The following is a 22697-nucleotide window of genomic DNA, read 5'->3' as shown; positions in this document are numbered from 1 at the left end:
GGCCCTAGCAGTAACAGATGGAGGGAAGGCGTGGCGAGAGGCCGAACACGGCGGACCTCAGGATTTCCGCGCAGCGAAGCGCGATATCGCGGACCCGGCGCGGATCCGGCGCGGTCATGCGCAGGATCAGCATGCCGTCGAAACAGGTTGCGCCGCCGTGCGGGGCGGGGATCAGCGTGCGGGCGCGCTCCAGATGATCGGCGGCGTCCGGGCCGACGTAGACCAGGGTGAGAACCGCACTTGCACCGCCGAAGCCGAAGGGGCGGGCGGCGGTTCCGGCCACGTCACCGCCGATGTGAAGCGTGTCCGCCCAGATCAGGCGTCCGCCCCGGCGAATGCGCCATGAATCGTGGATGAGGCCGCTCTCGAAGGTTTCGCCCATGGCGCCCCGGCCCAGCACGATCATCTCGCTGGCGAGCAGGCGCGCATCTGCCGCCATGTCCACTTCCAGCGAGCGGCGCATGTGGCTGCGGTCGAACAGGATGGCTTCCTGCGCCAGCCATTCGCAGCGGCTGGCCGCTCCAAGGGCGATGCGTGTCTCGATGCGGGTCGGCGGGTCGTCTGGCAGGGCGCGGTAGATCTTTTCCGCTGCCTGGGGGATCACCGTGGCGGCAGCATCGTCGTCCACCTTGATGTCCAGCGCGAGCCGGTCTCCCCCCGTCAGCCCGCCGCTGGTGGTGACGGTGACGGCAAGCGGGAATTCGCCCGCGTCGCCATCGGGAAACAGCAGGCGCGCCGGGGCGATCTGGCTGAGGTCGCGCAGGCCGCGAGGGCCGAAGTGGACCATCGCGGCGCCGTCCACCCGCTGCAACCGCGACCGCGCGGGCGGCGCGGCTTCTGCGGGGCGGTTAAGGAGGTTTGCGACCATGGCCTAGCTACGCTTGCGGCGGGAAAACGGGGCATGGGGCATTTGACGTATGGGCGGGAGGCCCACGTGAATCGCGCGGATCTCTGCAGGAGCGGGCCTCGTCCCGTCTCCGATCCGGGACGAGGCTTCCTGCGATCGGTTCAGATCGGTTAGCGGCGGCCGAAGTTCGGATCGACCTTCTCCGCCTTGCCGGCCTTTGCCGCGCGTTCTCCGTTACCGGGCTGGCCATGCTCGGTGGTCAGGTCGGACAGGTAGCCTAGCTGCCTGATGCCTTTCCTGCGCATGGCCACGCCGGTCAGGCAGGCGTGCATGATGGTGTTGGCGTTCAGCGCGCTGCGGTATGTCGGGTCGAGCACGGGGGCCAGTTCGACGATCTCGAAGCCCACCAGTTCGTTCTCGGCGCAGAGGCGGCGCACGATGGGGATCGCCTCCCGCATGGTCAGGCCTCCCGCAACCGGGGTGCCGGTGCCGGGAATGAAGGCCGGATCCAGCACGTCCACGTCGAACGAGACGTAGAGCTTCTTGCCGCTTTCCCGCGCTTCCTTGAGCGCGCGTTCCATGACGACCTGCCAGCCGCTTTTCTCCACTTCCGGCATCGCGTGATAGCGCACGCCGTTGTCGCGCATCCATTCGAAGCCTTCCGCACCCGGCCATGACCCGCGCAGGCCGACCTGGATGTAGTTCCGGCCCAGCACGTGGCCTTCCTTGACCGCGCGGTAGACCGGGGCGCCATGCGTGATGAAGTGGACGCCGCCCTTGCCCGCATCATAGTGCGAATCGAAGTGGACCACGCCGAAACTGCCCTTGCCGTGAACGTCGGCCAGGCCGGCTACGTCGGCATATTCCAGGCTGTGGTCGCCGCCCACGATGAAGGGAATGGCGCCGGTCCGGGCGATTTCCGCCACGCGTTCGCGCACATGCTGGACGCTGCGTTCGGTGCTCATGTTGTCGATGGCGATATCGCCGTAGTCGACGATGTTCAGCTCCTTGCTGGGATCGACCATGGTGTACATGTCCACCCCGCCCGCGCCGTACTGGCTGCGCATGGCAGAGGGGCCGCCCTTGGCCCCGCGATAGCCCGAGCCCATGTCGAGCGGCGCGCCGACGATGGCTACGTCCACTTTCCCGGCGACCAGATCGTCCGGATAGATCGCCACCGGGGCGCCCGCGAAAGTGGCGATGCCGCCTGCATACATGCCCGCACCGCGCCCATTGGCGTAGTAGCTCAGTTCGAAGGGCCCCGGTTCGCGCCGGGGATCGAGCCCCTTGGGGCGCATGGCCTTCCAGCCGTTGAAATCCTCGTTCTCGGTATCGAGGGCGATTTCGCCCATGTCCTTGCCGGGATGGAACTTGGCCGCTTCCACCGAATCCATCATCGCCTCGATATAGGCGTCGATTTCCTGCGGGGTCTTGGTGGAAAGCCGCTGGAACAGCTTGTCGAACGAACCGGCGAAACCTTCGGCCTTGTCCGAGACGAGGAATTCGCGCTTTTCCTTGGTCAGTCCGCCGATCTTGGCTTCCAGTGCGGCGGGAATCTCCGGCCGGTCGGTCTGCGCGATGACCGCGCCGGAAAGGATGGCCGCAAGAGCGCATGCCCCTGCCAGCAGCTTGCGTTTCGCGTTCACTAAGTACCCCCGTCTTCTGGCCTCGTATGGGCTGGGAAGTGCGGGGAGGGGGCGCTGTGCGGCAATGGGGCGATTGACGTAGGGGGCAGGGAAGGGGCCGGGCGCGGACAAAAAAAGGAGGTCCGGACGCGGGGTCCGAACCTCCCTTGTAGTTTCGTCAGAGTGAAAATCCGGCAAAGATGGCGAACGCCCGGTGCCCCGCGTCGTGAGGGCGAAGCGCGGGAGGACGTTCCTTTGCGAAAACCACTGACATCGTTTGTAGCGCCCGGTTTGCGGAGCGCCCTACGTCAAACGGCGTATGCTGCGATTTGCTCCGCCCTCCTAGGATGGGCCGGTCATGCTAGTCGCTTTGCTGTTCCTGTTCGGGCTTGGCGTCATCCTGCTCGCGGTCGCCGTCCTGGCGATGCGGCGGCAATTGCGGCTCACCCGCCAGTCGCTCACCCCGGTAGACCGGATCTCCCTTGCCGGTGATGCGCGCGAGCGTGAAACGGCGCCGATCGTCAGCGCCCCGGCCGTTTCGGGCGAGACGCTGACGATCGGCGGCCTCAGCCGCGATCCGCGCCTGCTGCTGCTGCTGTTCATAGAGGCGGATTCCGCGCTCTGCGAGACGGTGGTGCGCGATGCGGTGGAACTGTGCGCGGACGCCGAAGTGCGCCTGCTGCTGCTTGGCGACGGTCAGCGGGAGGACTACGCCGCGCTGATCGCACGCAGCGGCCTCGGCGCGGATGACATCATTCTGGACGCCGCCGTGGGAGAGGACTTCCACATCGGCCCGGTCCCTTCCGCAGCCCTGATCGATCCGAACGGGCACCTGCTTGCCCGCGGCACCGTGCAGCGCAGGGAACAGCTGGAAGCCTTGTTGGCGGCAGTAGGACAAGGCGCGGCACCGGCGGACGAGGACATTCGGCAAGTACAGGTTTCAGGGAGTATCGTGACGTGATTGCCAGCAAGATGCGGTCGATGGCGGTGGCCGCAGGTGCGCTGATGACAGGCGCAGGGATAACGGGCGCGGCGCTCCTGGCGGGGCTTGCGGCGCATCCCGCCCCGCTGCGAGCGCAGGCCGCGCCGAAGGCCTGGGCGGCCAATTGCCAGTCCTGCCACAAGGCCGACGGCAGCGGCATGCCGGGCATGTTCCCGCGCCTTTCCGGGCGGGTGGGGCCGATGGCCGGCAGCAAGGATGCGCGCCAGTGGCTGATCTCCACCGTGCTTTACGGCCAGTCCGGCGCGATCACGGTGGATGGCAAGCCGATCCGCGGGGCGATGATGCCTTTCGGCCGCCTGCCCGACGCCGATGTCGCCGCCGCGCTCAACTGGGTGGGCAAGGGAGGCAAGCCCTTTACCCCGGCCGAAGTGGCCGCCGTTCGCGCGGCGGGCGGCGGCAGCGCGGCGAAGAATGCGGAGATGCGAAAGAAGCTCGAAGGCGCGGGACAGGTAAGGTAGCGTCGCGCGCGGGCATATCGATACGGAACGACTGAGGGGGCAACGGGCACATGGCAATCCGCTTCACGCTGAACGGCGCAGCGAGGGAACTCGACACCGATCCGGAGAAACCGCTGCTCTGGGCCCTGCGTGAGGACATGGGCCTGCCGGGCACCAAGTTCGGCTGCGGCGCGGGGCTCTGCGGGGCCTGCACCGTCCATCTCGAAGGCGCCGCCATCCGGTCCTGCCTGACGCCGGTAGGCGCGATCGAGGGGCAGTCGGTCACCACTATCGAAGGCGTGGCCGCGCTTGACGCAGGACGCCGCGTGGGAGCGGCCTGGCGCGAGCTCGACGTGCCCCAGTGCGGATACTGCCAGGCGGGCCAGATCATGAGCGCCGTGGCGCTGCTTACCGAGACGCCCGATCCGGACGATGCCGCCATCGACGCGGCCATGGCCGGAAACCTCTGCCGCTGCTCGACTTATGTCCGCATCCGCGCCGGTATCAAGGCCGCCGCGAAAGCCCGGGGGGCAGCGGCATGATGGCAGCAGATATCTCACGCCGCCGCTTCGTCGGCGCCTCGCTGCTGGCCGGCGGCGGTCTCCTCCTGGATATTGCGATCCCGCTGCCGGCCCATGCCGCGCAGGCATCGGCCGGAGAACCCCGGGTTCTCACCGCCTTCATTCGCATCCTGACCGGCAATCGCTTCGTGATCGGCGGGAAGAACGCCGAGATCGGGCAGGGCGCCAAGACCTCGCTGCCGATGATGATCGCCGAGGAATTCGACGTGGACTGGGATCAGGTCACGGTCGAGCAGACACACGCGGACCAGTCGTTGTTCGGCGCGCAGAGCGCGGGCGGAAGCCGCACCACGCCGCGCGAATGGCTGCCGATGCGGCAGGCGGGCGCGGCGGCGCGGGCCATGATGGTGGCGGCGGCGGCCCGCCAATGGAATGTCCCGGAAGACGGCCTGACGACCGGCAGCGGCATCGTCACCGACCGGCGCTCGGGCCGTTCGGTGGCCTATGTCGATCTCGCCCCGATCGCCGCGGCTCTGGCCGTTCCCGATCCCGCCTCGCTGAAGCTCAAGGACCCGGCGGACTTTCGCGTGATCGGCAAGCCGATTCCCGGTGTCGATACACCGGCCATCGTCGCGGGACAGCCCCTGTTCGGGATCGACCACCGGCAACCGGGCATGCTCCACGCGGTGCTGGAAACCAGTCCGGCGGTCGGCGGCAAGCTGAAGAGCGCCAATCTCGACGAAGTGCGCGCCTTGCCCGGCGTACGCCACGTCGTGACCATCGCCGGAGACGGTCAGGCGGAATCGCTGTTCGACGGGGTGGCGATCCTGTCCGAGAGCTTCTGGTCCGCGAACAAGGCGCGCGAGAGCCTGAGGGCCGAGTGGGACGACAGCGCGCAGCAGGGGTTCTCCACCCAGGGCTATGCCGTTCAGGCCGCGGAAGCGCTCAAGGGTGCGGGCGCGGGCGAAGTGCTGCGCAAGGGGGATATCGATGCGGTGTTCGCCGGAGCGGCGAAAACCGTGACGGCGCGCTATGAATATCCATTCCTGGCGCACGGCACGCTGGAGCCGCAAAACTGCACGGCCCTGTTCCGCGACGGCGCCGTCGAGATATGGGCGCCCACCCAGAACCCCGAAAGCGGACGCGGGCTGGTAGCCAAGGCGCTGGGGATCGCGCCGGACAAGGTGCGCATCAACCTCACGCGGATCGGCGGCGGCTTCGGGCGGCGCTTGATGAACGACTACATGGTGCAGGCCGCCGCGATCGCCGCCAGGGTGCCGGGCACGCCGGTGAAGCTGCTCTATACCCGGCAGAACGATTTCCGGCGCGATTTCTACCGTCCGGCAGGATGGCACGCCTTTGCCGCCGCGCTTGACGGGCAGGGACGGCTGGTGGGATTGCGCGATCATGCGGTCAGCTTCGGCAAGGACGGCACACCGACCCGCGCGGGGGAACTGCCCGCTGCGCTGGTGCCGGCAAACCTCGTGGATGCGGTGCTGCTCGAACAGACCCTGCTGGACACCAACCTGCCCACCGGCTGGTTGCGGGCGCCGGGATCGAATGCGCTCGGCTTCGTTTCGCAGGCCTTTCTCGATGAAGTGGCGCAAGCGGCAGGGAAGGACCTGCCGTCGCTGATGCTGGAACTGCTCGGCGCGCCGCGCAGCCTTCCGGGCGAAGGGCGCGGGCCGGTGTTCCAGACGGGGCGGGCGCGCGGCGTGATCGAGAAAGTGATGGCGATGGCCGACTGGCAGGGCCGCGCGAAGCTGCCGAAAGGGCGCGGCAAGGGATTTGCCTTCTATTTCAGCCATGCCGGATACTTCGCCGAAGTGGTGGAGGTTTCCGTTTCGGAAGGCCAGGTCGCGGTTCACGAAGTGTGGGCGGCGGGCGATGTCGGCAGCCAGATCGTCAATCCCCTCAACGCGCTGCACCAGGTGCAGGGCTCGGTGATCGAGGGGCTGGGGCAGGCGCTGGCGGGGCAGAACGTCACGCAGGTCGCGGGCGTGGTGGAGCAGCAGAACTTCGATGCCCATCCCTTCCAGCGCATCGACGCGACGCCGAAGATCAACGTGGAGTTCGTCACGACCGACAATCCTCCCACCGGCCTTGGCGAACCGGCGCTGCCGCCGGTAATCCCGGCCATGGTCAACGCAATCTTCGCGGCAACCGGACGGCGGGTGCGCAGCCTGCCGGTCGATCTGTCGGCACCGGCCTGATTCCCGCGCCCGCGCACTGCCTATGCGTCATTTGACGTAGGGGGCACTGGCCCCCCGCTGGCGTAGCTTCCTGCCCAAGGATCGGCTCCGTTCCGGGGCGGGGGTAAAGGGTTTCGCAGCCAATGGGTCACATGATCGCCGCCATTCGCCAGCGGGCGCCGCGCGATCCCTTCGTCGTCTTCCTGATCTCGGCGGCTGCGATCTTCGCGCTCTACTGGGCGGTTGCCGGGCGCAAGGAGACGATCGAGGTGCCGCTTTCGGTGCAGCGCAGCCTCGATGACGACTACAGCCTGATGACCGGGCACCAGCCCGATGCCCGGGCGCGGCAGAAGCTGGTGGACGATTACGTCGGCAACGAACTGCTGTTCCGCGAGGCGGTGCAGCGCGGCATGCACATGACCGACAAGACCACCAAGCAGCGCCTGATCGACCGCGTGCGCTTCATGATCAGCGGTGCGCCGCCGGAACCGAGCGAGGACCAGCTCATGACCTGGTACGCCGGCCACCAGGACCTCTACCGCGCCGAGCCATGGGTTTCGCTGAAGCACGTCTTCTTCGAACGCAAGCCCGCCGATGCCGCCGCCGTGCTGGCGAAGCTGAACGGGGGCGGCAGCGTTGCCGGCGATGAATTCTGGATGGGCCACGACCTGTCGAAATACGGGATTTCGATGCTGCGCGGCATGTTCGGGGAAAGCTTCCTGGACCGTGTGGAAAAGCAGCCCGAGGGCAAGTGGGCGGGGCCGCTGCGTTCCTCTCGCGGGTGGCACTTCGTGGAAGTGACGGCACGGGGCAAGGACCAGCTGCTGCCTTACACCGACGCCCGCGAACAAGTGAAGCAGGACTATCAGGCCGACCAGACCGGCACGGCAGTGAGCAGGGAAATCGCGCGGCTGCGGCAGGATTACGCGGTCCATGTGGAGTCCTGACGTGCTGCGCTTCCTTGCCGTTCTCCTGGTTGCCCTCGGCCTGTCGCCCGCACCGGCCATGGCGGACGTTTTTCGCGTCGGCGAGTTCACGCTCCAGCGCGGCAGCGATCCCGGCACTTACGAACTGACCGCCAGCGTGCCTAACGTGCTGGCCAGCAACGATGCGCTGGGCCTGCCGACCGGCTGCGCGGAAACGGACCGCGAGCGGTTCGTGGAGGCGGTGGTGGTGCGCTATGCCATCCGTTTCACCTGCCAGGGCGGCTTCGCGCCCGAAGCGCAGATCGTCACGCCGTGGGGGGTGGACGGCGGTACGTTCACGTCGGTGCTGGGCGGGGCGATGGTGAAGATGCCGCTCCAGTCGGACGGTGACAGGCTGCTTTTGCCGCTGGCCGACACCGCTCCGCAGGCGCGGCCGCTGCCCGAAGTGGCGCGCTACTATACGGTCGAGGGCGTGGTCCACATCCTGGGCGGATGGGACCACCTCTGTTTCGTGCTCTGCCTGTGCCTGCTGGCACGGGGACGTTTCCTGCTGGCGCTGGTAACGACTTTCACGCTCGGCCATTCGCTCAGCCTGGCGCTGGCGTTCTTCGATGTGATCCATGTGCCGGTGCCGCCGGTGGAGGCTGTGATCGCGCTGTCCATCGCCTTCATGGCGCGCGAGGCGATCATGACCCGGCAGAACGGCGGCGAGATCGATCCGGCCCAGCGCCGCCGCCAGCTTGCCGTGGTGGCGGGGTTCGGCCTGCTTCACGGCCTCGGTTTCGCAACGGTGCTGCGCGAACTCGGCGTTGCGCCGGGTGAGCGGGCGAGCGGCCTGCTGTTCTTCAATGCCGGCGTCGAGCTGGGCCAGTTGCTGTTCGTTTCCGCCGTGCTCGGCGTGATGGCGGTGGCGGGGATCTTCGACCGGAGCGAGCCGGTGCGCCGGGCCGCGCTCTACTTTGCCGGGATCGTGGGCTGTTTCTGGGCGATCGAACGCGTGGCCGGCTTCGGCCTGGGGATCGCGTGAACGCAGCGCGGGCCGCCCTTGCTCGCGGCGACCTGCCGGGCGCGATGGCGGCGGCGCAGGCACAGGTCCAGTCGCGACCGGCCGAGGCGGAAGGCTATTTCCTTGTCGGGCTGATCGCTGCGGAGACGGGGCAGGTGGCCAGGGCCGTGCCGCTGATCGAGCAGGCGCTCGGCCGCGAGCCCGCCAATCCCGAATACCTTGCGCAATATGCGCGGCTGCTGATCCTGCTGCGCCGCGACGGCGAGGCGGCGGCAGCGGCGCGGGCCGGGCTCGCCGCGTCCGGAAGCGATGCGCGCACGCTCGATACGCTGGGCTGCGTACTGGCGCGGCTGGGCGACCACGAGGCCACTCTGGCGCCTTTTGCGGCGGCGGCGGCGCAGGAGCCGGGCAACCTCGATTATCGCTACAATCTGGCGGCCGCCTGCGGCTTTACCGGCAGGGTCGAGGAAGCGCGCGGACACTACGAGACGATCCTGCAGGCCGATCCCGGCGATGCGCGCACGCATTATGCGCTCTCGATCCTTTCGCGCCAGACCCGCGGGGACAACCATGTCGAGCGGCTGGAGGCGGCCACGGCGCGCGCCAGTGCCCCGGAAGACCTGCTGCGCCTGCGTTATGCGCTGGCCAAGGAGCTGGAGGATATCGGCGAGCCCGAACGGGCCTTCGCCGCGCTTTCGGCCGCCAATGCCGGGCACAAGCGCGCCACGGGCTATCGGTTTGCGCAGGACGAGGCGATCTTCGATGCCCTTGAGGCGGCGTTCGCCGATGTGCCTGCGGCAGCATCCGGCCATTCCGATCCGGCGCCGATCTTCGTGGTCGGCATGCCGCGCACCGGGACGACGCTGGTGGACCGCATCCTCTCCTCCCACCCGGAAGTCGGCTCGGCGGGGGAATTGCAGGCCATGCCGCTGGCGATCAAGCAAGCCGCCGCCACACCTTCGCGCAAGGTTCTCGATGCCGAGACGATCGCGGCCGCCATGCGCGCCGATCCGGCGGAAATCGGCCGGCTCTATTCCGCCCGCGCGGCCCATCACCGCCCCGCCGGCAAGCCGCGCTTCGTGGACAAGCTGCCCGCCAATTTCCTCAATATCGGCCATATCCTGCGGGCGCTGCCGAATGCGCGGATCGTCTGCCTGCGCCGGGCGCCGATGGACACGGTGTGGAGCAATGTCCGCAATCTCTTCGCGGCATCCTCGCCTTATTACGCCTATTCCTACGACCTCATGGACACGGCACGCTATTATGCGCGGTTCGACCGGCTGATGGCGCTGTGGGAGCGGCACTATCCGGGGCGCGTGCTCTCGCTGGGATATGAGGCGCTGGTGGCCGGGCAGGAACGGGAGACGCGGCGCCTGCTGGAGCACTGCGGCCTGCCGTGGGACGCGGCGTGCCTGTCCTTCCACGAGAACCGCGCTGCCGTGGCGACGCCAAGCGCGGCGCAGGTCCGCCGCCGGCTCAATGCCGACGGGATCGGGCGGTGGAAGACGCATGAGGCCGGGATGGTCGAGGTGCGGGCGTTCTTCGAAGGGCTGGGGATCGAGGCAGGCTGAACCGTCCTGGCGGACCGGTTTTCCCATTCACCGCGTCATGGTTTCATCGCTTCAGGGCCGGAAACGAAGAAAGCGGGACCGCATGTCGCGGCCCCGCCCTCCTGCGTTGGCGATCGGGGATGATCGTCAGAACTTCACGCGGCCCTCGATGCCGATCACGCGCGGCTGCGCGACCGAGCGGGCATAGTAGCGCGACACGATCCCGTCGTTGACGAGGCCGTAGCGGGTCAGGTCGTTGCTGACGCCGGTGACCGCGTACTTGTCGAAGATGTTGTTCGCGAACAGGCCGATCTCGTAGGCGTCGGTCTTGTAGGTCACATTGGCGCGGTGCATCACGTAGGACGGCAGACGCTCGCCGCCGCCGCGCAGGCCCGGACGGGTGTAGATGCCGCCGGTGTAAGTCGCCGTCCAGCCCAGCACCATCGAATTGGCGCCGATCGGGAAGTCGTAAGTCACGCCCAGCGCGCCCGAGTTCTTGGCGGAGCCCGGCAGGCGGTCCCCGTCGTAGACGCTCACGAGGTCTCCGCCCGCCACGGAAAGCAGGTCGGGCACGTCCTCGGTCAGGTGGGCGTCGAGGTAGGAGTAGTTGCCGCGGATGTTAAGGCCGGCGATGGGACGCGCCGTGAACGAGAAGTCCACGCCCTTCGATACCGCCGCGCCGCCGTTGGTGGTGATGCCGATGGCGCCGTTGACGGTCTGGCCGTCAAGCTGGATGCCCTGCCACTTGATGTAGAAGCCGGAGAGATTGAAGGTCAGGCGGTTGTCGAGCACTTGGGCGCGGAACCCGATTTCGGCGTTCTTGACCTTGTCGGGGCCGAAGAACAGCTCGTCGGGCAGGGCGCAGAGGTTCTGGCCGGCCGGAAGCGGCACCACGCAGGGCGCCACGCGGTTGACGCCGCCGATGCGGTAGCCCTTCGAATAGGTGGCATAGACCATCATGTCGGGCGTGATGTTGTACGAGGTGTTGAATTTCCAGACGAAGCCGTCGTCCCCGGTCGAGCCGGAGCGCGAGCGGAAGTTGATCTGCGGATAGGGCTGGCCCAGCGGCAGGGCGGTGCCGCCGGTCACGTCGGCCGCATACTTGAAGTAGCGCAGCCCGCCCGTGACCTGCCATTCCTTGGTGATGTGGAAGGTGCCTTCGCCGTAGATCGCCTTCTCGTCGGTCTTGGTATCGACGTAGGAGGCGTATTCCACTTCATCGGGACGGTCGATACCGGCCCAGGCGGGGTAGCCGGGGACGATTTCCTGGCGATCCGAGGTCGTCTTCAGCCGGTTCCAGAACCCGCCGAGCACCCAGCTGAAGGGGCCGCCGTGCGTGGAGACGAGGCGGACTTCCTGCGTGTACTGCGACTGGGTCGCCACCGAGGGCGAATAGCTCGAGAATGCGGGGAACAGCTCGTAGCCATAGTCGAGATCGAGCAGCAGGTCGGTGTTGTCGTTCGACTGGCGCTGCTTGGTCTTGGTGTAGGACGAGGTGAACACGGCCTGCGCGATATCGGCCACGTTGCCGCTCATTTCCAGCGACAGCAGGTGCGACTGGCGCTTGGACGGTTCCTCGTAGCGCCACGGGGCCTCGTACTTGCCTTCGCCCACCACGCCGGCGCCGGTGGCCTGGCGGCCGCCCGTCTTGGTCTGTTGGAAGGCGTAAGTGAGATAGGCCTGGAAGTCCGGCGAGACGAAGCCGAGCTGGTTGCGGGTGGTGAAGGTCTTCTCGTAGTTGAGGTCCTTCTTGCCCGCGAAGTTGGCGTCCTGCTGGGCTTCGGTGCCCATCGGGTTGGAAGCGCTGCCCGGCTGCGGGATCGAGACGCCCGGCTGCTTCAGCAGGAACGGATAGTCGATGAAGCCGGGGTCGTTGTAGTAGCCGGTGACGGTGCGGAAGGCGATCGAATCCCGGACGATCGGGATGTTCAGCACGCCGTAGCCCGAATAGCCCAGGCCGCTCGAATGGGCGACGTCGTAGGCGCGGCCGTAGACTTCGCCGGAGAACGCCGTCGGGTCGGGGCGGTTGGGCATGTAGCGCATCGCGCCCGCCAGCGTGCCGAGGCCGTAAAGCGTGCCTTGCGGGCCAAGCAGGACCTCGACGCGGTTGAGGTCGATCAGCTTGAAGTCGGTGTAGAGCGGCACGTCGCCCAGGTACATGCCGATCGAGTTGTCCGTGTTGTTGCCGCCCGCGCTGGAATCGCTGGCGGAAAGACCGCGCATGACCACCGTGCCGGCGCCGCGCGGGCCGGTGTCGGTGATGGTGATGCCCGGCGTGAAGGCGCCGAGGTCGCGCATGTCGTCGATGTGCTCGCTGGCGAGTTCGGCCGAGCCGATCGCCGCGATGTTGATCGGCGTTTCCAGAAGCGTGGTGTTGCGGCGCGTGGCCGAAACGATGATGGCGCCGTCATCCGCCGTGTCTTCCGCGGCGGCGGGTGCGGTGGACTGGGCATGGGCCGGCGCGGCGGCCAGCGACGTGGACATCATTGTAGCGCAGAGCAGCCCGATCTTCAGTTTGGCGCTGTTCGACATGCAGAACCCCCTATGTTGGTTTTGTTTCCTCCCGCTTCGGGCATCCTCTCCGGGACATGGATGGCGGTGAGCGTGCCGGCCTTTGCAGCCTGGCAAGTGTTGCAACCCGAGGACCCGGCGCTTGCGCGGTTCCCTGCGTCCTTGCGGAGGACGCGACTTGTTTTTCGATGTGCCCGAAACCTATGGGTGCGTTCGCGGAGCGGTAATGGGTCATTTGACGTACCCGGCCCGAGAGGCGCGGAATTCCGCCATCTACGTCAAATGCCCCATTGGGCGGGCGGCCGATTTGCTGCCTTCTTCGCGGCGTCGATCCGACATTCCTTTTCAGATTCATTCACCAGCCCGGCGCGGGTCGCGAAGGGGCGGGAGTGATCCCGGAGACATTGGGGCCATGACGTCAATCAGCGCCGTCACAGGTTGGAGCCTGGCAGCCGCGGCAGCGGTAGCCGGAGCGCTGACCGCAGACATTCCCACGCGTAACGCGGCCACGCCCGCGCCGGTCATGCCGGCCGAGGACGACATGGGGAAACCCAAGCCGCTCGAACTGCCGGAGGACGTGGCGCAGAAGCTTTCCGTCCTCGCGCCCGAAAAGCTGGACTTCGTGAAAAGCGGCATGACCGGCCGCTATGTCGAGAAGGACAAGCTGTTCGAACGCGTGCGGGCGATGCCGGCGCAGGAACTGGTCGCCTATATCGATGCGATCTACGCACTTTCCGCCGAAGTGGAATACAAGGCCGGGCGGGACAAGCTGGCGATCCCGCTGGACACCAGTTCGCCCTGGTTCAACGCCTGGAAACTGCGCCGCCCCACCTCGCTCGATCCCAGGCGCGAAGCCGGGCCGGTGGACCTCGGGCGCTATATCGGCGGCTATGGGGGCGGATTCGCCACATTCGCCAATGCCCCGGTCGCCTGGACGCCGGAGGACCTCAAGGCCGGCAAGGTGGACGTAGCCATCGTCGGCGCCCCGCTCGACATGGGTTCGGGCTGGCGCAATGCCATCGACGGTCCGCGCGCCCTGCGCATGACCGGCGGCGCCGGCGGCAATGACATGTATTCGATGATCAGCCCCAATGCGGAGCTGAACATCGTCGATTACGGCGACATCGCCGTGGACCAGAACTCCACCGAGCGCAGCGTCGATCACGTCCGCGAGGTCGTGGCGGAAATCGCGAAGACCGGCGCCATCCCGATCGTGATCGGCGGCGATCACAGCCTTGAATATCCCAATGTCGCCGCCGCCGCCGATGTCTACGGCAAGGGCAAGGTCGGCGTCGTCCACTTCGATTCGCACTACGATATCGGGCGCGGGCGCGTGCACCTGCTGGACCACGGCCAGCCGGTCTACCGGGTGCTGAGCGAAGGCCATGTCAATGCGAAGGACTATATCCAGGTCGGCCTGCGCGCGCGCGGGCCGGACCTCGAAACCTTCGGCTGGATGCGCAACAAGGGCATGCGCTATCACACGATGGTCGAAGTGGAGCGGGACGGCTGGGACAAGGTGATGAAGGCCGCGCTCGCCGAAGCGCGCCAGAACACCAAGAAGCTGTGGATCTCGTTCGACGTCGACGTGCTGGACCCGGCCTTCATGCCCGGCACTGGCACCCCCGTTCCCGGCGGCCTCACCGTGCGCGAGGCGCAGCCGATCATGCGCCGCCTCTGTGCCGAGAACGACATCGCCGGCATCGATATCGTCGAAGTCGCCCCCTATCTCGACACCAGCTACAAGACCGCGCTCAACAGCAATTACCTGCTGAACGCCTGTCTTTCCGGCATCGCCATGCGCCGCAAGGGCCTCAAGCCCGGCTATTTCAGCCCCGTGTCCGTGCAGGACGCGCGCGGTCGTTCGTAAGGAAGATCTGACCATGGCACGCAAGACCCTTTTCGCCGCGCTCGCGGGGACCTGCCTTCTGGCGCTTTCCGCCGCTGCCCCGGTGCAGGCACAGGCACAGGCACAGATGGCCGCACCGGCGGCCGACCCGATCGCCACGCTGCCTGCCGACCAGCGCGCCTTCGTGGCCGACGGCAGGACGCTCGCCCATCTCGGCCTCACGCCTGAAAAGCTCCGTACCGCGCTGGCGCCGCGCTCGGCCGAAGACCGCGCCGCCTATGTGAAGGCGCTGATGGACATGGTGCAGGCGGCGAAGTTCCAGCCCGGCGTCGATCCGGCGGAAATCGCGCTCAACCCCATGGCGCGCGGCTGGAATGCCACCACCACCGTTCGCCCCGCCTTCCTCGACAAGGTCCAGCGCGAGCCCGGCCCGTTCAGCCTCAAGCGCTATCAGTTCCAGAAGCCCGGCGTGCCCACTTTCGCGGATGCGCCGGTGGCGATCCGCAAGGAAGACCTGGTGGCCGGCAAGGTCGAGGTCGCCTTCGTCGGCGTGCCGCTCGACTTTTCGTCCGGCTGGCGCGATGCCAAGCATGCGCCGGTCGCGCTGCGCGGGATGGACGGTCTGGTCGGCGCCGATGCCGATGGCGGGGTCGATCCCGGACTGGTGCTGACGCTGGCCGACTATGGCGACCTTGCGATCGACTACATGGCCCCCGATCGCAGCATGGACCATGTGCGTTCGATGATCGCGGAAATGGCGGCTGCGGGCGTGAAGCCCTTCATCGTCGGCGGCGACCACACGCTCATGTACCCGGATGTGGCGGCAATGGTCGACAGCTACGGCGCGGGCAATGTCGCGGTCGTCCAGTTCGATGCCCATCCCGACGCCATGCTCGACGATCCGCACTTCATCTCCGACACGCAGACGCTTTCGCGCCTGATGCAGGACAAGGTCATCAAGGGCACCGACGTGATCCACGTCGGCATGCGCGGCCGCGATGCGGACGTGGAAACGCAGGCGCGCCTCAAGGCGGCGGGCGTGCGCATCAATCCCACTGCCGAGATCGCCGCGCGCGGATGGCAGGCGGTGACGCAGGAGATCGTCTCGGGTCTTGCCACGGGGCCGAAGAACGTCTTCGTCTCGTTCGACATGAGCGTGCTCGATCCGGGTGAAGTCTCGGCGGCGGGCCGCCCGGTGCCGGGCGGGATCTCCATGCGCGAGGCGATTCCCATGGTCCGGGAGATCTGCACGAAGAGCAATGTCGTCGGCTTCGACCTGCTGGATACCGCGCCGATCCTCGATACCACATATGTCAGCCGGTTGAGCGCGAACTACATCCTCCACGCCTGCCTTTCCGGCATCGCGCTGCGCAAGCAGGGCAAGGGGTAAGAAAGAGACACGAAAGGCCCCGTCCCGGACGATATCCGGGACGGGGCCTTTCGTGCGTCCGCGCCGCCTAGGCCGTCACGAAGCCGGCCACCCGTTCGAACATCCAGAAACTGCCCACCGCGCCCACGCCGTAAAGCGCTGCGGTTCGCGCCGGGGCTGCCAGCGAAACCGTGCGCAGCAGCGCCAGGCTGGCCAGGATCGCGCTGACGAACAGCAATTGCCCGATCTCCACGCCCAGGTTGAAGAACGCGAGGCTGGCCAGCTTTTCCCCCTCGCGCACACCGAGTTCGCCCAGCGCCGTCGCGAAGCCGAGGCCGTGGAGCAGGCCGAACAGCGAGATCACGGTCAATTGCCGGGGAAACGAAAACACCTGTCCGCCGCGCGCCAGGACCAGGGCTTCGCGGGCCATGAACACGATGGAGAGCGCGATTGCCGCCTCCACCGGCGGCACCGGGGCGCGGATCACGTCGAAGAAGGCCAGGCCCAGCGAGATCGAGTGGCCCAGCGTGAAGCAGCTTACCAACGTGACGAGCTGCCGCCCGCGCGCCAGCAGCGCGAGGCAGAGCACGAAGGCAAGGTGGTCCCACCCCATGAGGATGTGCCACAGGCCCTGATCGAGGAATTCCGCCGCCAGCGCGCCCAGCGAACGCGGGCCGGCCGCGGTTTCGCCGACCGGCACGACGATGGCGCCGCTTTCCGGGCTGAGGGCGCGGTCCACCTGCACGCCCAGCACGTTGCTGACGAAGCGGCCGCCGTCCACTTTCCACGGGGTGCGGATGGTGTCGGAGGGCCGGAATTGGCGGTTGCAGCGCAAGGTGAAGCCGAACTGCGCCCGACCGCCCGCGCTGTGGCGGGTCATCCCGGTCTGGCGGCATCCGTCCGGCCAGACGAGAGGGCTGGAAGAGGCCACGGTTTCGGGAACGGCGGCGGTGAATTCGTACTCGCCCGGTTCCTCGCCGCGGGTCAGGGCATAGTCGCCGGACAGGAAGATGTCGGCCATGGCCGTTTGCGGCGCCAGCGCCGCGCAGCCCAGCAGCAGCGCTGCGGACCTATTCCTCCACGACATCGTATTTCTCCTTGAGCCGCGCCACCGCCCCGTCGATCGCGGTTGACGTCTGGGCGTTCATGAAGTCCTGCCGCACCTGGTCGCGGACCATGGCGTAAGAGCGGCGCCGGGCGGCCTCGCGGCTTTCCACGCGCACGAAATGCCAGCCTCGGGCGCTTTGCAGCGGGCCGATCCAGCGGTCCTGCGGCGCGGCCTTCAGTGCCGTGACGAAGTCCTGCCCGAAGATGCCGCGCACCATGCTGTCACCATACCCGGGGAAGCTGCGGCCCAGCCAGAACTCGTCCGAACGGATCGTGCCGCCAAGGTTGAGCGTTTTCAGCAGCGCGGCGGGATCCTGCGGTTTTTCCGAGAGGAACACCTGCGAGAACGTGGTGCGCGGTTCGCCCTGGTAACGGGCCAGGTTCTCTGCGTAGAAATCCACCAGATCGGCCTCGCGCGGCTCGGCGGGGGCGCCTGCGATCAGGAAACGCTCCTTGTCGATCAGCACCTCGCGCGCCTCGGGAGAGGTCATGTGCAGGTTACGGTCCAGCGCGTCGCGGAACAGCAGTTCGCGGGTGATGAAGTCCTTCTTCATCCGCGCGCGGTCCTCGGCGGTGGGCTGGCGGCCGGTGAGCGTGCGGAAGTCCTCCACCATGGCGGCTTCGGCTTCGGGCGTGTAGCGGATCGGTTCGCGGCGGGTGGATTCGAGGGCCAGATAACCGGCGAACAGGGCCGCTCCCGCCATGAGGAACGGCACCAGCGGATCGCGCAAGGCCTTGCGGCAGGCTTTGCGAACAGCCTGCCGCGTCAGTGCGGCGCTCTTTCCCGGTATCGGAAGGGCAGTGCCGCTCGGCAAAGCTCTCGAAATCAACGAACGCGCCGCCTGCATCTGTCTGCCTTGTCCCTCACGCGCGGTGCCTGCCTGCACCCGCGAAGCCGATCCTAGGTCGGCGGCGGGGGAAGCAGCCTACGTCAAATGACGCATTCGACCGGACGGCCGGTTTCCATAGCCTTGGCAGCATCCGGTTTCTTCACAGCCCCGCCGCGAAAGGGGCCTTCCACTTGGAGATTTTCATGATCCGATCCCGGCTGGGCACGCTGGTGGTTTCGACATTCGCCCTTGCGCTGGCGTCCTGCTCGGGCTCCGGGACGGGCGGCGAAAGCGCCGTGGGCGACGGTATCGCCGTGGGCGTGCTGCATTCGCTGACCGGCACCATGGCGATCAGCGAAATCACCGTGAAGAACGCCGAAATGCTGGCGATCGAGGAGATCAACGCAGGCGGCGGCGTGCTGGGCAAGAAGATCGTGCCCATGGTGGAGGACGGCGCTTCCGATCCTTCCACTTTCGCGCAGAAGGCCTCCAAGCTGATCGAGAGCGACCACGTCGTCACCGTGTTCGGCGGCTGGACGTCTGCAAGCCGCAAGGCGATGCTGCCGGTGTTCGAGCGCACGAAGAACCTGCTCTGGTATCCGGTGCAGTTCGAAGGCAACGAATGCTCGGCCAATATCATGTATTCCGGCGCGCAGCCCAACCAGCAGGCACTGCCCGCGCTCGAATGGGCCGCGAAGCAGGGCTACAAGTCCTACTTCCTCGTCGGTTCCGACTATGTCTACCCGCGCACCGCGAACCTGATCCTCAAGAAGCACATCGACAAAGCCGGGATGAAAGTGCTCGGCGAAAGCTATGTGCCGCTGGGCGGGACGGACTTCTCGGGCGTGATCGGCAAGATCCAGAAAGCGAAGCCGGCGATCATCATCAACACGCTGAACGGCGATTCCAACGTCGCCTTCTTCAAGCAGATGCAGGCGGCGGGCCTCAGCCCCAGGACCATGCCGGTCATGTCCTTCTCCATCGGCGAGCAGGAAGCCAAAGCCATGGGCACCGCGCTGGTCGAGGGCAGCTTTGCGGCCTGGAACTACTTCCAGAGCCTGCCGGGCGATGCCAACGGCAAGTTCATCAAGGCCTACCAGAAGAAGTTCGGCGCTGACGCCGCCATCACCGATCCGATGGTCCACGCCTATCTCGACGTCTACGCCTGGAAGGCGGCTGCGGAAAAGGCCGGAAGCACCGACCCCGAGGCTGTACGCAAGGCCGCGGTTTCGCTGGGCGCTTTCGATACGCCGATGGGCAAGGTCAGCTTCGCGGGCAACCAGTCGCTGGTGCAGAAGGCCTATATCGGCAAGCTGAAGGCGGACGGCCAGTTCGAGATCGTCTCGGATTCCGGCGCCGATATCCAGCCCGAACCGTACGACGCGCTCGCCTTCCCCGGCAAGTCCTGCAAGCACTGACGAAAGGCGCCGGCGGCGATCCCCATCGCCGCCGGTGACGGCCCCGCCATGGACCTCGCACTCTTTTCCAACCAGCTGTTCAACGGCGTCTCGCTGGCCTCGCTCTACCTGCTGGCCTCGCTGGGGCTCGCGCTGTCCTTCGGGATCATGCGGGTCATCAACATGGCTCACGGCGAGATGCTGATGCTGGGCGGCTATCTTGCCTGGCTGACCCTGATGGTCGTGCCGGGCGGCGCGGGCATCCTGCTGGCGCTGCCGGTGGCCTTCGTGGGCGCGGCGGCGATGGGCGGGGTGATCCAGTCCACGGTGATCCGCCGCCTTTCCGCGCGGCCGCTCGATACCCTGCTCGCCACCTGGGGCGTCAGCCTGATCCTGCAGCAGGCCGCGCGCGACCTGTTCGGCGCCATCGGCGTGGAAGTGCGCGCGCCGGACTGGCTGAACGGCAGCTTCGTGCTGCTGGGCGTCACCATCCCTTCGGCCCGGCTCTTCATCATCGTCATGGCCGTTCTGGTGCTGGCGGGGCTGGCGCTGCTGCTGCTCAAGTCGAAGATCGGCCTCTTGACGCGCGCGGTGAACCAGGACCGCATGATGGCGTCTGCCACCGGCATCGACGTGAAGCGGGTGGATTTCATGGTGTTCTGCCTCGGTTCCGGCATCGCGGGTCTGGCGGGCGTCATGCTGGCACTGCTCGGCCCGGTGACGCCGAACGTGGGGCAGAGCTACATCATCCCGGCTTTCCTCGTGGTCGTCATGGGCGGGCTCGGCAGTATCGTCGGCACCACCGCGGCCGCGCTGATCCTCGGCGTGTTCTCGGCGCTGGCGCAGATCTACGTGGACGTCAGCGTCTCGCAGATGCTGCTGCTGGTCTTCGTCATCCTGTTCATCCAGATCCGCCCGCAAGGCGTGGTCGCAGTAAAGTCGCGCCAGCTCGATGCCTGAAATCGCCATTCCCGAGCCGCTGAGGCGTGCACTCCCCTGGGTGCTGCTGGTCCTTGGCGCTGCCGCCCCGTTCTATCTCTCGGCCTATGACCTGAACCTGCTCGCGCGGTTCATGGCGATGGCGATCCTCGCCTGCGGGCTGGTGCTGATCTGGGGCCACGGCGGCATCCTCAGTCTGGGGCAGGGCGTGTTCTTCGGCCTCGGCGGCTATGCCATCGCCATGCACATGAAGATGGCGGACCTGCCTGCGGGCGAACTGCCGGACTTCATGGTCTGGAGCGGCCGCGAGACCCTGCCCGGCTGGTGGGCGCCCTTCGCCAGCGCCCCCTTCACGCTGGCCGCGATCCTGATCGTGCCGGCGCTGGTGGCCGGGCTGTTTTCCTGGGCGGTGTTCCATCGCCGGGTCGGCGGCACGTATTTCGCGCTCATCACGCAGGCCCTGGCGCTGGCGTTCTCGACGCTGATCATCAGCCGCCAGGACGTGACCGGCGGGTTCAACGGTTTGACCGATTTCACCTCGGTCTTCGGCTTCTATCTGTCCAGCCCCGGCACCGCCAACGGGCTCTACTGGCTGACGCTGGCGATCCTCTGCGCGGTCTATGCGGGCCTGCGCTTCCTGCTTGCCTCGCGCTTCGGCATCCTGCTGCGCGCCGTGCGCGACGGGGAGAACCGCGTGCGCTTCCTCGGCTATGCCACCACCCCGTTCAAGACCGTGGCCTTCGCGCTGGCCGCGCTGCTGGCGGGCGTGGCGGGGGCACTGTTCACGCTTCACGCCGGCGTCGTCTCGCCCGCGCTGATCGGCGTGGTGCCTTCGATCGAGATGGTGATCTGGGTCGCGGTGGGCGGTCGCTACTCGCTGGCGGGCGCCATCGTCGGCGCGCTGGCGGTGAACCTTGCGCGTGATGCGGTGTCGAGCGCTTTCCCGGAAATCTGGCTCTACTGCATGGGCGCGCTGTTCATTCTCGTCGTCACCCTGCTGCCCAACGGTTTCGCCGGACTGGTCAGGGTCGGCCTCGTCAAGGAGCGCAAGGCATGAGCGCGGTTGCCGACCTTCTGCTCGCCATCGACGGTGTGACCGTGGACTACAGCGGCTTCAAGGCGCTCGACGGGTTCAGCATGACGCTGAACAAGGGCGAGACCCGCGTGGTGATCGGCCCCAACGGCGCGGGCAAGTCCACCTTGTGCGATACGATCATCGGCCGTGTCCGCCCCACCGAAGGCCGGGTAGTGTTCAGGGGGGAAGACATCAGCCGCCTGCCCGAACAGGCCATCGTTGGGCGCGGGATATGCCGCAAGTTCCAGGCGCCCGGCGTGCTGCCGATGCTGACGGTGCGGGAGAACATGGCGCTGGCCGCGCGGCAGGACCGGCGCTGGTGGAAGAGCTTCGGACTGGGCATTCCCGCCGCCGACCGCGCGGTGATCGAGGACACGCTGGAACGCGTCGGCCTGATCGGCCGGGCCGAAGTACCCGGCGGCCAGCTTGCCCACGGCGAGAAGCAGTGGCTGGAGATCGGCATGGTGCTGGCCACCGGAGCGCAGCTTCTGCTGCTGGACGAACCCACCGCCGGCATGGGGCCTGCCGAAACCGCGCGCACCGCCGAACTGATCCTGAGCCTGGGCGGGGAAAAGTCCGTCCTCGTCATCGACCACGACATGAGCTTCGTCGAACAACTGGGAGCGCCCGTTACCGTCATGCACCAGGGCAAGTTCCTGAAACAGGGCTCGATCGCCGAAGTCCGCGCCGATCCGCAAGTCGCGGCGGTCTATCTGGGACACGCGGCATGAGCGAGGACCTGCTGACCATCAAGGGCCTTTGCGCCGGCTACGACCAGAGCCAGGTTCTCTGGGACCTAGATCTGGAACTGCGGCGCGGCGAGGTCATGGCGCTGATCGGGCGCAACGGCGTGGGCAAGACCACGCTGCTCCACGCGATCATGGGCACGCGCCCGGTCACCGGCGGCGCGCTGACTTTCGACGGCGCGGAGGTGACGGCCAGCCCTTCGCATCACCGGGCGCGGGCGGGGATCGGTTTCGTGCCGCAGGGCCGCCATATCTTCCCGCACCTCACGGTGATGGAGAACCTCGAAACCGGGCTCTGCGCCGCCGGGCTGCGTGCGGCGCAGGACGGGGGCAAGGTGCCGCAGCACATCTTCGACCTGTTCCCCAAGCTCTACGATATCCGGGCCCGCGCGGGCGGCTTCCTGTCGGGCGGGGAGCAGCAGCAGCTTGCCATCGGCCGGGCGCTGGCGGGGCGGCCGTCTCTGCTCCTGCTCGATGAGCCGACCGAGGGCATCCAGCCCAATGTCGTCCAGCAGATCGAAGCCGCGCTGGCCCATGTGCGGGACGAACTGGGCATGACGATCCTGGTGGTGGAACAGTACCTCGATTTCGTCTGGCGCTTTGCGGATCGCTACGCCGCGATGCAGGGCGGGCGCATCACGCACCGCGGCAACGTGGCCGAACAGAGCGCGCAGGACGTGGCGCACCTCGTGCAGATCTAGGGTCAGGACCCATTAATCACGCCTGTGAGGTTTGAATTAAAATGGCTCAGAGCGAGGAAGGAAGGC

At 67.3% G+C, this 22697-nt stretch carries 19 protein-coding genes; 14 read left to right on the top strand and 5 right to left on the bottom strand.

Features of this window, described 5'->3' with window-relative positions:
* Nucleotides 1-4: 4 nt before the first annotated feature.
* A complete protein-coding gene (locus tag ACXJ16_RS23255; RefSeq protein WP_443478652.1) occupies nucleotides 5-868 on the bottom strand; it encodes an urease accessory protein UreD in 864 nt (287 codons plus the stop codon).
* A gap of 149 nt (nucleotides 869-1017) precedes the next feature.
* Nucleotides 1018-2493 (bottom strand): agmatinase family protein, encoded by a 1476-nt coding sequence (locus tag ACXJ16_RS23250; protein WP_463922285.1) that lies wholly within the window; start codon nucleotides 2491-2493, stop codon nucleotides 1018-1020.
* Nucleotides 2494-2830: 337 nt separating this feature from the next.
* Between ACXJ16_RS23250 and ACXJ16_RS23245 the strand changes: the two genes are divergently transcribed.
* From ACXJ16_RS23245 to ACXJ16_RS23215, 7 genes are all read left to right on the top strand, one after another.
* The gene (locus tag ACXJ16_RS23245) at nucleotides 2831-3433 is read left to right on the top strand and encodes a thioredoxin domain-containing protein (protein ID WP_443478654.1); all 603 of its coding nucleotides are present in this window, start codon (nucleotides 2831-2833) and stop codon (nucleotides 3431-3433) included.
* Nucleotides 3430-3933: a c-type cytochrome gene (locus ACXJ16_RS23240; RefSeq protein ID WP_132469652.1), complete on the top strand. Its 504-nt coding sequence runs from the start codon at nucleotides 3430-3432 to the stop codon at nucleotides 3931-3933. Before ACXJ16_RS23245 ends, ACXJ16_RS23240 begins: the two co-directional genes overlap by 4 nt.
* A gap of 50 nt (nucleotides 3934-3983) precedes the next feature.
* A complete protein-coding gene (locus tag ACXJ16_RS23235) occupies nucleotides 3984-4454 on the top strand; it encodes a (2Fe-2S)-binding protein (protein ID WP_132469651.1) in 471 nt (156 codons plus the stop codon).
* Nucleotides 4451-6646, top strand: coding sequence for a xanthine dehydrogenase family protein molybdopterin-binding subunit (locus ACXJ16_RS23230; protein ID WP_463922283.1), 2196 nt, complete (start codon nucleotides 4451-4453; stop codon nucleotides 6644-6646). The genes ACXJ16_RS23235 and ACXJ16_RS23230 overlap by 4 nt, the downstream gene beginning before the upstream one ends.
* A gap of 131 nt (nucleotides 6647-6777) precedes the next feature.
* On the top strand, nucleotides 6778-7572 hold the full coding sequence (locus ACXJ16_RS23225; RefSeq protein WP_443486889.1) for a peptidyl-prolyl cis-trans isomerase: 795 nt from the start codon (nucleotides 6778-6780) through the stop codon (nucleotides 7570-7572).
* A complete protein-coding gene (locus ACXJ16_RS23220; RefSeq protein ID WP_463922281.1) occupies nucleotides 7559-8578 on the top strand; it encodes a HupE/UreJ family protein in 1020 nt (339 codons plus the stop codon). Before ACXJ16_RS23225 ends, ACXJ16_RS23220 begins: the two co-directional genes overlap by 14 nt.
* Before the next feature lie 44 nt (nucleotides 8579-8622).
* The gene (locus ACXJ16_RS23215) at nucleotides 8623-10128 is read left to right on the top strand and encodes a sulfotransferase family protein (protein WP_463923312.1); all 1506 of its coding nucleotides are present in this window, start codon (nucleotides 8623-8625) and stop codon (nucleotides 10126-10128) included.
* Between the two features lie 126 nt (nucleotides 10129-10254).
* Here the strand turns inward: ACXJ16_RS23215 and ACXJ16_RS23210 are convergent, their stop codons facing one another.
* Nucleotides 10255-12639, bottom strand: coding sequence for a TonB-dependent receptor (locus tag ACXJ16_RS23210; protein ID WP_463922279.1), 2385 nt, complete (start codon nucleotides 12637-12639; stop codon nucleotides 10255-10257).
* Nucleotides 12640-13030: 391 nt separating this feature from the next.
* Between ACXJ16_RS23210 and ACXJ16_RS23205 the strand changes: the two genes are divergently transcribed.
* A complete protein-coding gene (locus ACXJ16_RS23205; RefSeq protein ID WP_185999063.1) occupies nucleotides 13031-14488 on the top strand; it encodes an agmatinase family protein in 1458 nt (485 codons plus the stop codon).
* Nucleotides 14489-14501: 13 nt separating this feature from the next.
* Nucleotides 14502-15857, top strand: a complete 1356-nt coding sequence (locus ACXJ16_RS23200; protein ID WP_463922278.1) for an agmatinase family protein — start codon at nucleotides 14502-14504, stop codon at nucleotides 15855-15857.
* Between the two features lie 67 nt (nucleotides 15858-15924).
* On the opposite strand, the gene ACXJ16_RS23195 is transcribed toward ACXJ16_RS23200, so the two are convergent.
* Together ACXJ16_RS23195 and ACXJ16_RS23190 are read right to left on the bottom strand one after the other, a co-directional pair.
* Complete coding sequence (locus ACXJ16_RS23195; protein ID WP_463922277.1) at nucleotides 15925-16923, bottom strand: HupE/UreJ family protein; 999 nt, start codon at nucleotides 16921-16923, stop codon at nucleotides 15925-15927.
* Nucleotides 16907-17773 (bottom strand): peptidyl-prolyl cis-trans isomerase, encoded by an 867-nt coding sequence (locus ACXJ16_RS23190; RefSeq protein WP_463922276.1) that lies wholly within the window; start codon nucleotides 17771-17773, stop codon nucleotides 16907-16909. The genes ACXJ16_RS23195 and ACXJ16_RS23190 overlap by 17 nt, the downstream gene beginning before the upstream one ends.
* A 203-nt stretch (nucleotides 17774-17976) precedes the next feature.
* Between ACXJ16_RS23190 and urtA the strand changes: the two genes are divergently transcribed.
* From urtA to urtE, 5 genes are read left to right on the top strand one after another with little or no spacing between them, the layout of a single operon-like run.
* Nucleotides 17977-19191 carry an urea ABC transporter substrate-binding protein gene (gene urtA, locus ACXJ16_RS23185; RefSeq protein ID WP_463922274.1) on the top strand — a complete coding sequence of 405 codons (1215 nt, stop codon included), beginning with the start codon at nucleotides 17977-17979 and terminating at the stop codon, nucleotides 19189-19191.
* A gap of 48 nt (nucleotides 19192-19239) precedes the next feature.
* Complete coding sequence (urtB, locus tag ACXJ16_RS23180; protein WP_054434487.1) at nucleotides 19240-20130, top strand: urea ABC transporter permease subunit UrtB; 891 nt, start codon at nucleotides 19240-19242, stop codon at nucleotides 20128-20130.
* Complete coding sequence (gene urtC, locus ACXJ16_RS23175; RefSeq protein ID WP_185999059.1) at nucleotides 20123-21166, top strand: urea ABC transporter permease subunit UrtC; 1044 nt, start codon at nucleotides 20123-20125, stop codon at nucleotides 21164-21166. The genes urtB and urtC overlap by 8 nt, the downstream gene beginning before the upstream one ends.
* On the top strand, nucleotides 21163-21915 hold the full coding sequence (locus tag ACXJ16_RS23170; protein WP_185999058.1) for an ABC transporter ATP-binding protein: 753 nt from the start codon (nucleotides 21163-21165) through the stop codon (nucleotides 21913-21915). Before urtC ends, ACXJ16_RS23170 begins: the two co-directional genes overlap by 4 nt.
* Nucleotides 21912-22631, top strand: a complete 720-nt coding sequence (urtE, locus tag ACXJ16_RS23165) for an urea ABC transporter ATP-binding subunit UrtE (protein ID WP_463922272.1) — start codon at nucleotides 21912-21914, stop codon at nucleotides 22629-22631. The genes ACXJ16_RS23170 and urtE overlap by 4 nt, the downstream gene beginning before the upstream one ends.
* The last annotated feature ends 66 nt before the right edge of the window (nucleotides 22632-22697 follow it).

The sequence above is a fragment of the Novosphingobium sp. TK71 genome, assembly GCF_055361505.1.
Note: the sequence above shows the minus strand (reverse complement) of the source record. Positions and strands in the feature narration are given on the sequence as shown.

What these genes read in the sequence shown, in the direction of transcription:
- ACXJ16_RS23255 (WP_443478652.1), bottom strand. Translation starts at nt 868, where the DNA reads ATGGTCGCAAACCTCCTTAACCGCCCCGCAGAAGCCGCGCCGCCCGCG.
- ACXJ16_RS23245 (WP_443478654.1), top strand. Translation starts at nt 2,831, where the DNA reads ATGCTAGTCGCTTTGCTGTTCCTGTTCGGGCTTGGCGTCATCCTGCTC.
- ACXJ16_RS23235 (WP_132469651.1), top strand. Translation starts at nt 3,984, where the DNA reads ATGGCAATCCGCTTCACGCTGAACGGCGCAGCGAGGGAACTCGACACC.
- ACXJ16_RS23230 (WP_463922283.1), top strand. Translation starts at nt 4,451, where the DNA reads ATGATGGCAGCAGATATCTCACGCCGCCGCTTCGTCGGCGCCTCGCTG.
- ACXJ16_RS23225 (WP_443486889.1), top strand. Translation starts at nt 6,778, where the DNA reads ATGATCGCCGCCATTCGCCAGCGGGCGCCGCGCGATCCCTTCGTCGTC.
- ACXJ16_RS23220 (WP_463922281.1), top strand. Translation starts at nt 7,559, where the DNA reads ATGTGGAGTCCTGACGTGCTGCGCTTCCTTGCCGTTCTCCTGGTTGCC.
- ACXJ16_RS23215 (WP_463923312.1), top strand. Translation starts at nt 8,623, where the DNA reads ATGGCGGCGGCGCAGGCACAGGTCCAGTCGCGACCGGCCGAGGCGGAA.
- ACXJ16_RS23210 (WP_463922279.1), bottom strand. Translation starts at nt 12,639, where the DNA reads ATGTCGAACAGCGCCAAACTGAAGATCGGGCTGCTCTGCGCTACAATG.
- ACXJ16_RS23205 (WP_185999063.1), top strand. Translation starts at nt 13,031, where the DNA reads ATGACGTCAATCAGCGCCGTCACAGGTTGGAGCCTGGCAGCCGCGGCA.
- ACXJ16_RS23200 (WP_463922278.1), top strand. Translation starts at nt 14,502, where the DNA reads ATGGCACGCAAGACCCTTTTCGCCGCGCTCGCGGGGACCTGCCTTCTG.
- ACXJ16_RS23195 (WP_463922277.1), bottom strand. Translation starts at nt 16,923, where the DNA reads ATGTCGTGGAGGAATAGGTCCGCAGCGCTGCTGCTGGGCTGCGCGGCG.
- urtA (WP_463922274.1), top strand. Translation starts at nt 17,977, where the DNA reads ATGATCCGATCCCGGCTGGGCACGCTGGTGGTTTCGACATTCGCCCTT.
- urtB (WP_054434487.1), top strand. Translation starts at nt 19,240, where the DNA reads ATGGACCTCGCACTCTTTTCCAACCAGCTGTTCAACGGCGTCTCGCTG.
- urtC (WP_185999059.1), top strand. Translation starts at nt 20,123, where the DNA reads ATGCCTGAAATCGCCATTCCCGAGCCGCTGAGGCGTGCACTCCCCTGG.
- ACXJ16_RS23170 (WP_185999058.1), top strand. Translation starts at nt 21,163, where the DNA reads ATGAGCGCGGTTGCCGACCTTCTGCTCGCCATCGACGGTGTGACCGTG.
- urtE (WP_463922272.1), top strand. Translation starts at nt 21,912, where the DNA reads ATGAGCGAGGACCTGCTGACCATCAAGGGCCTTTGCGCCGGCTACGAC.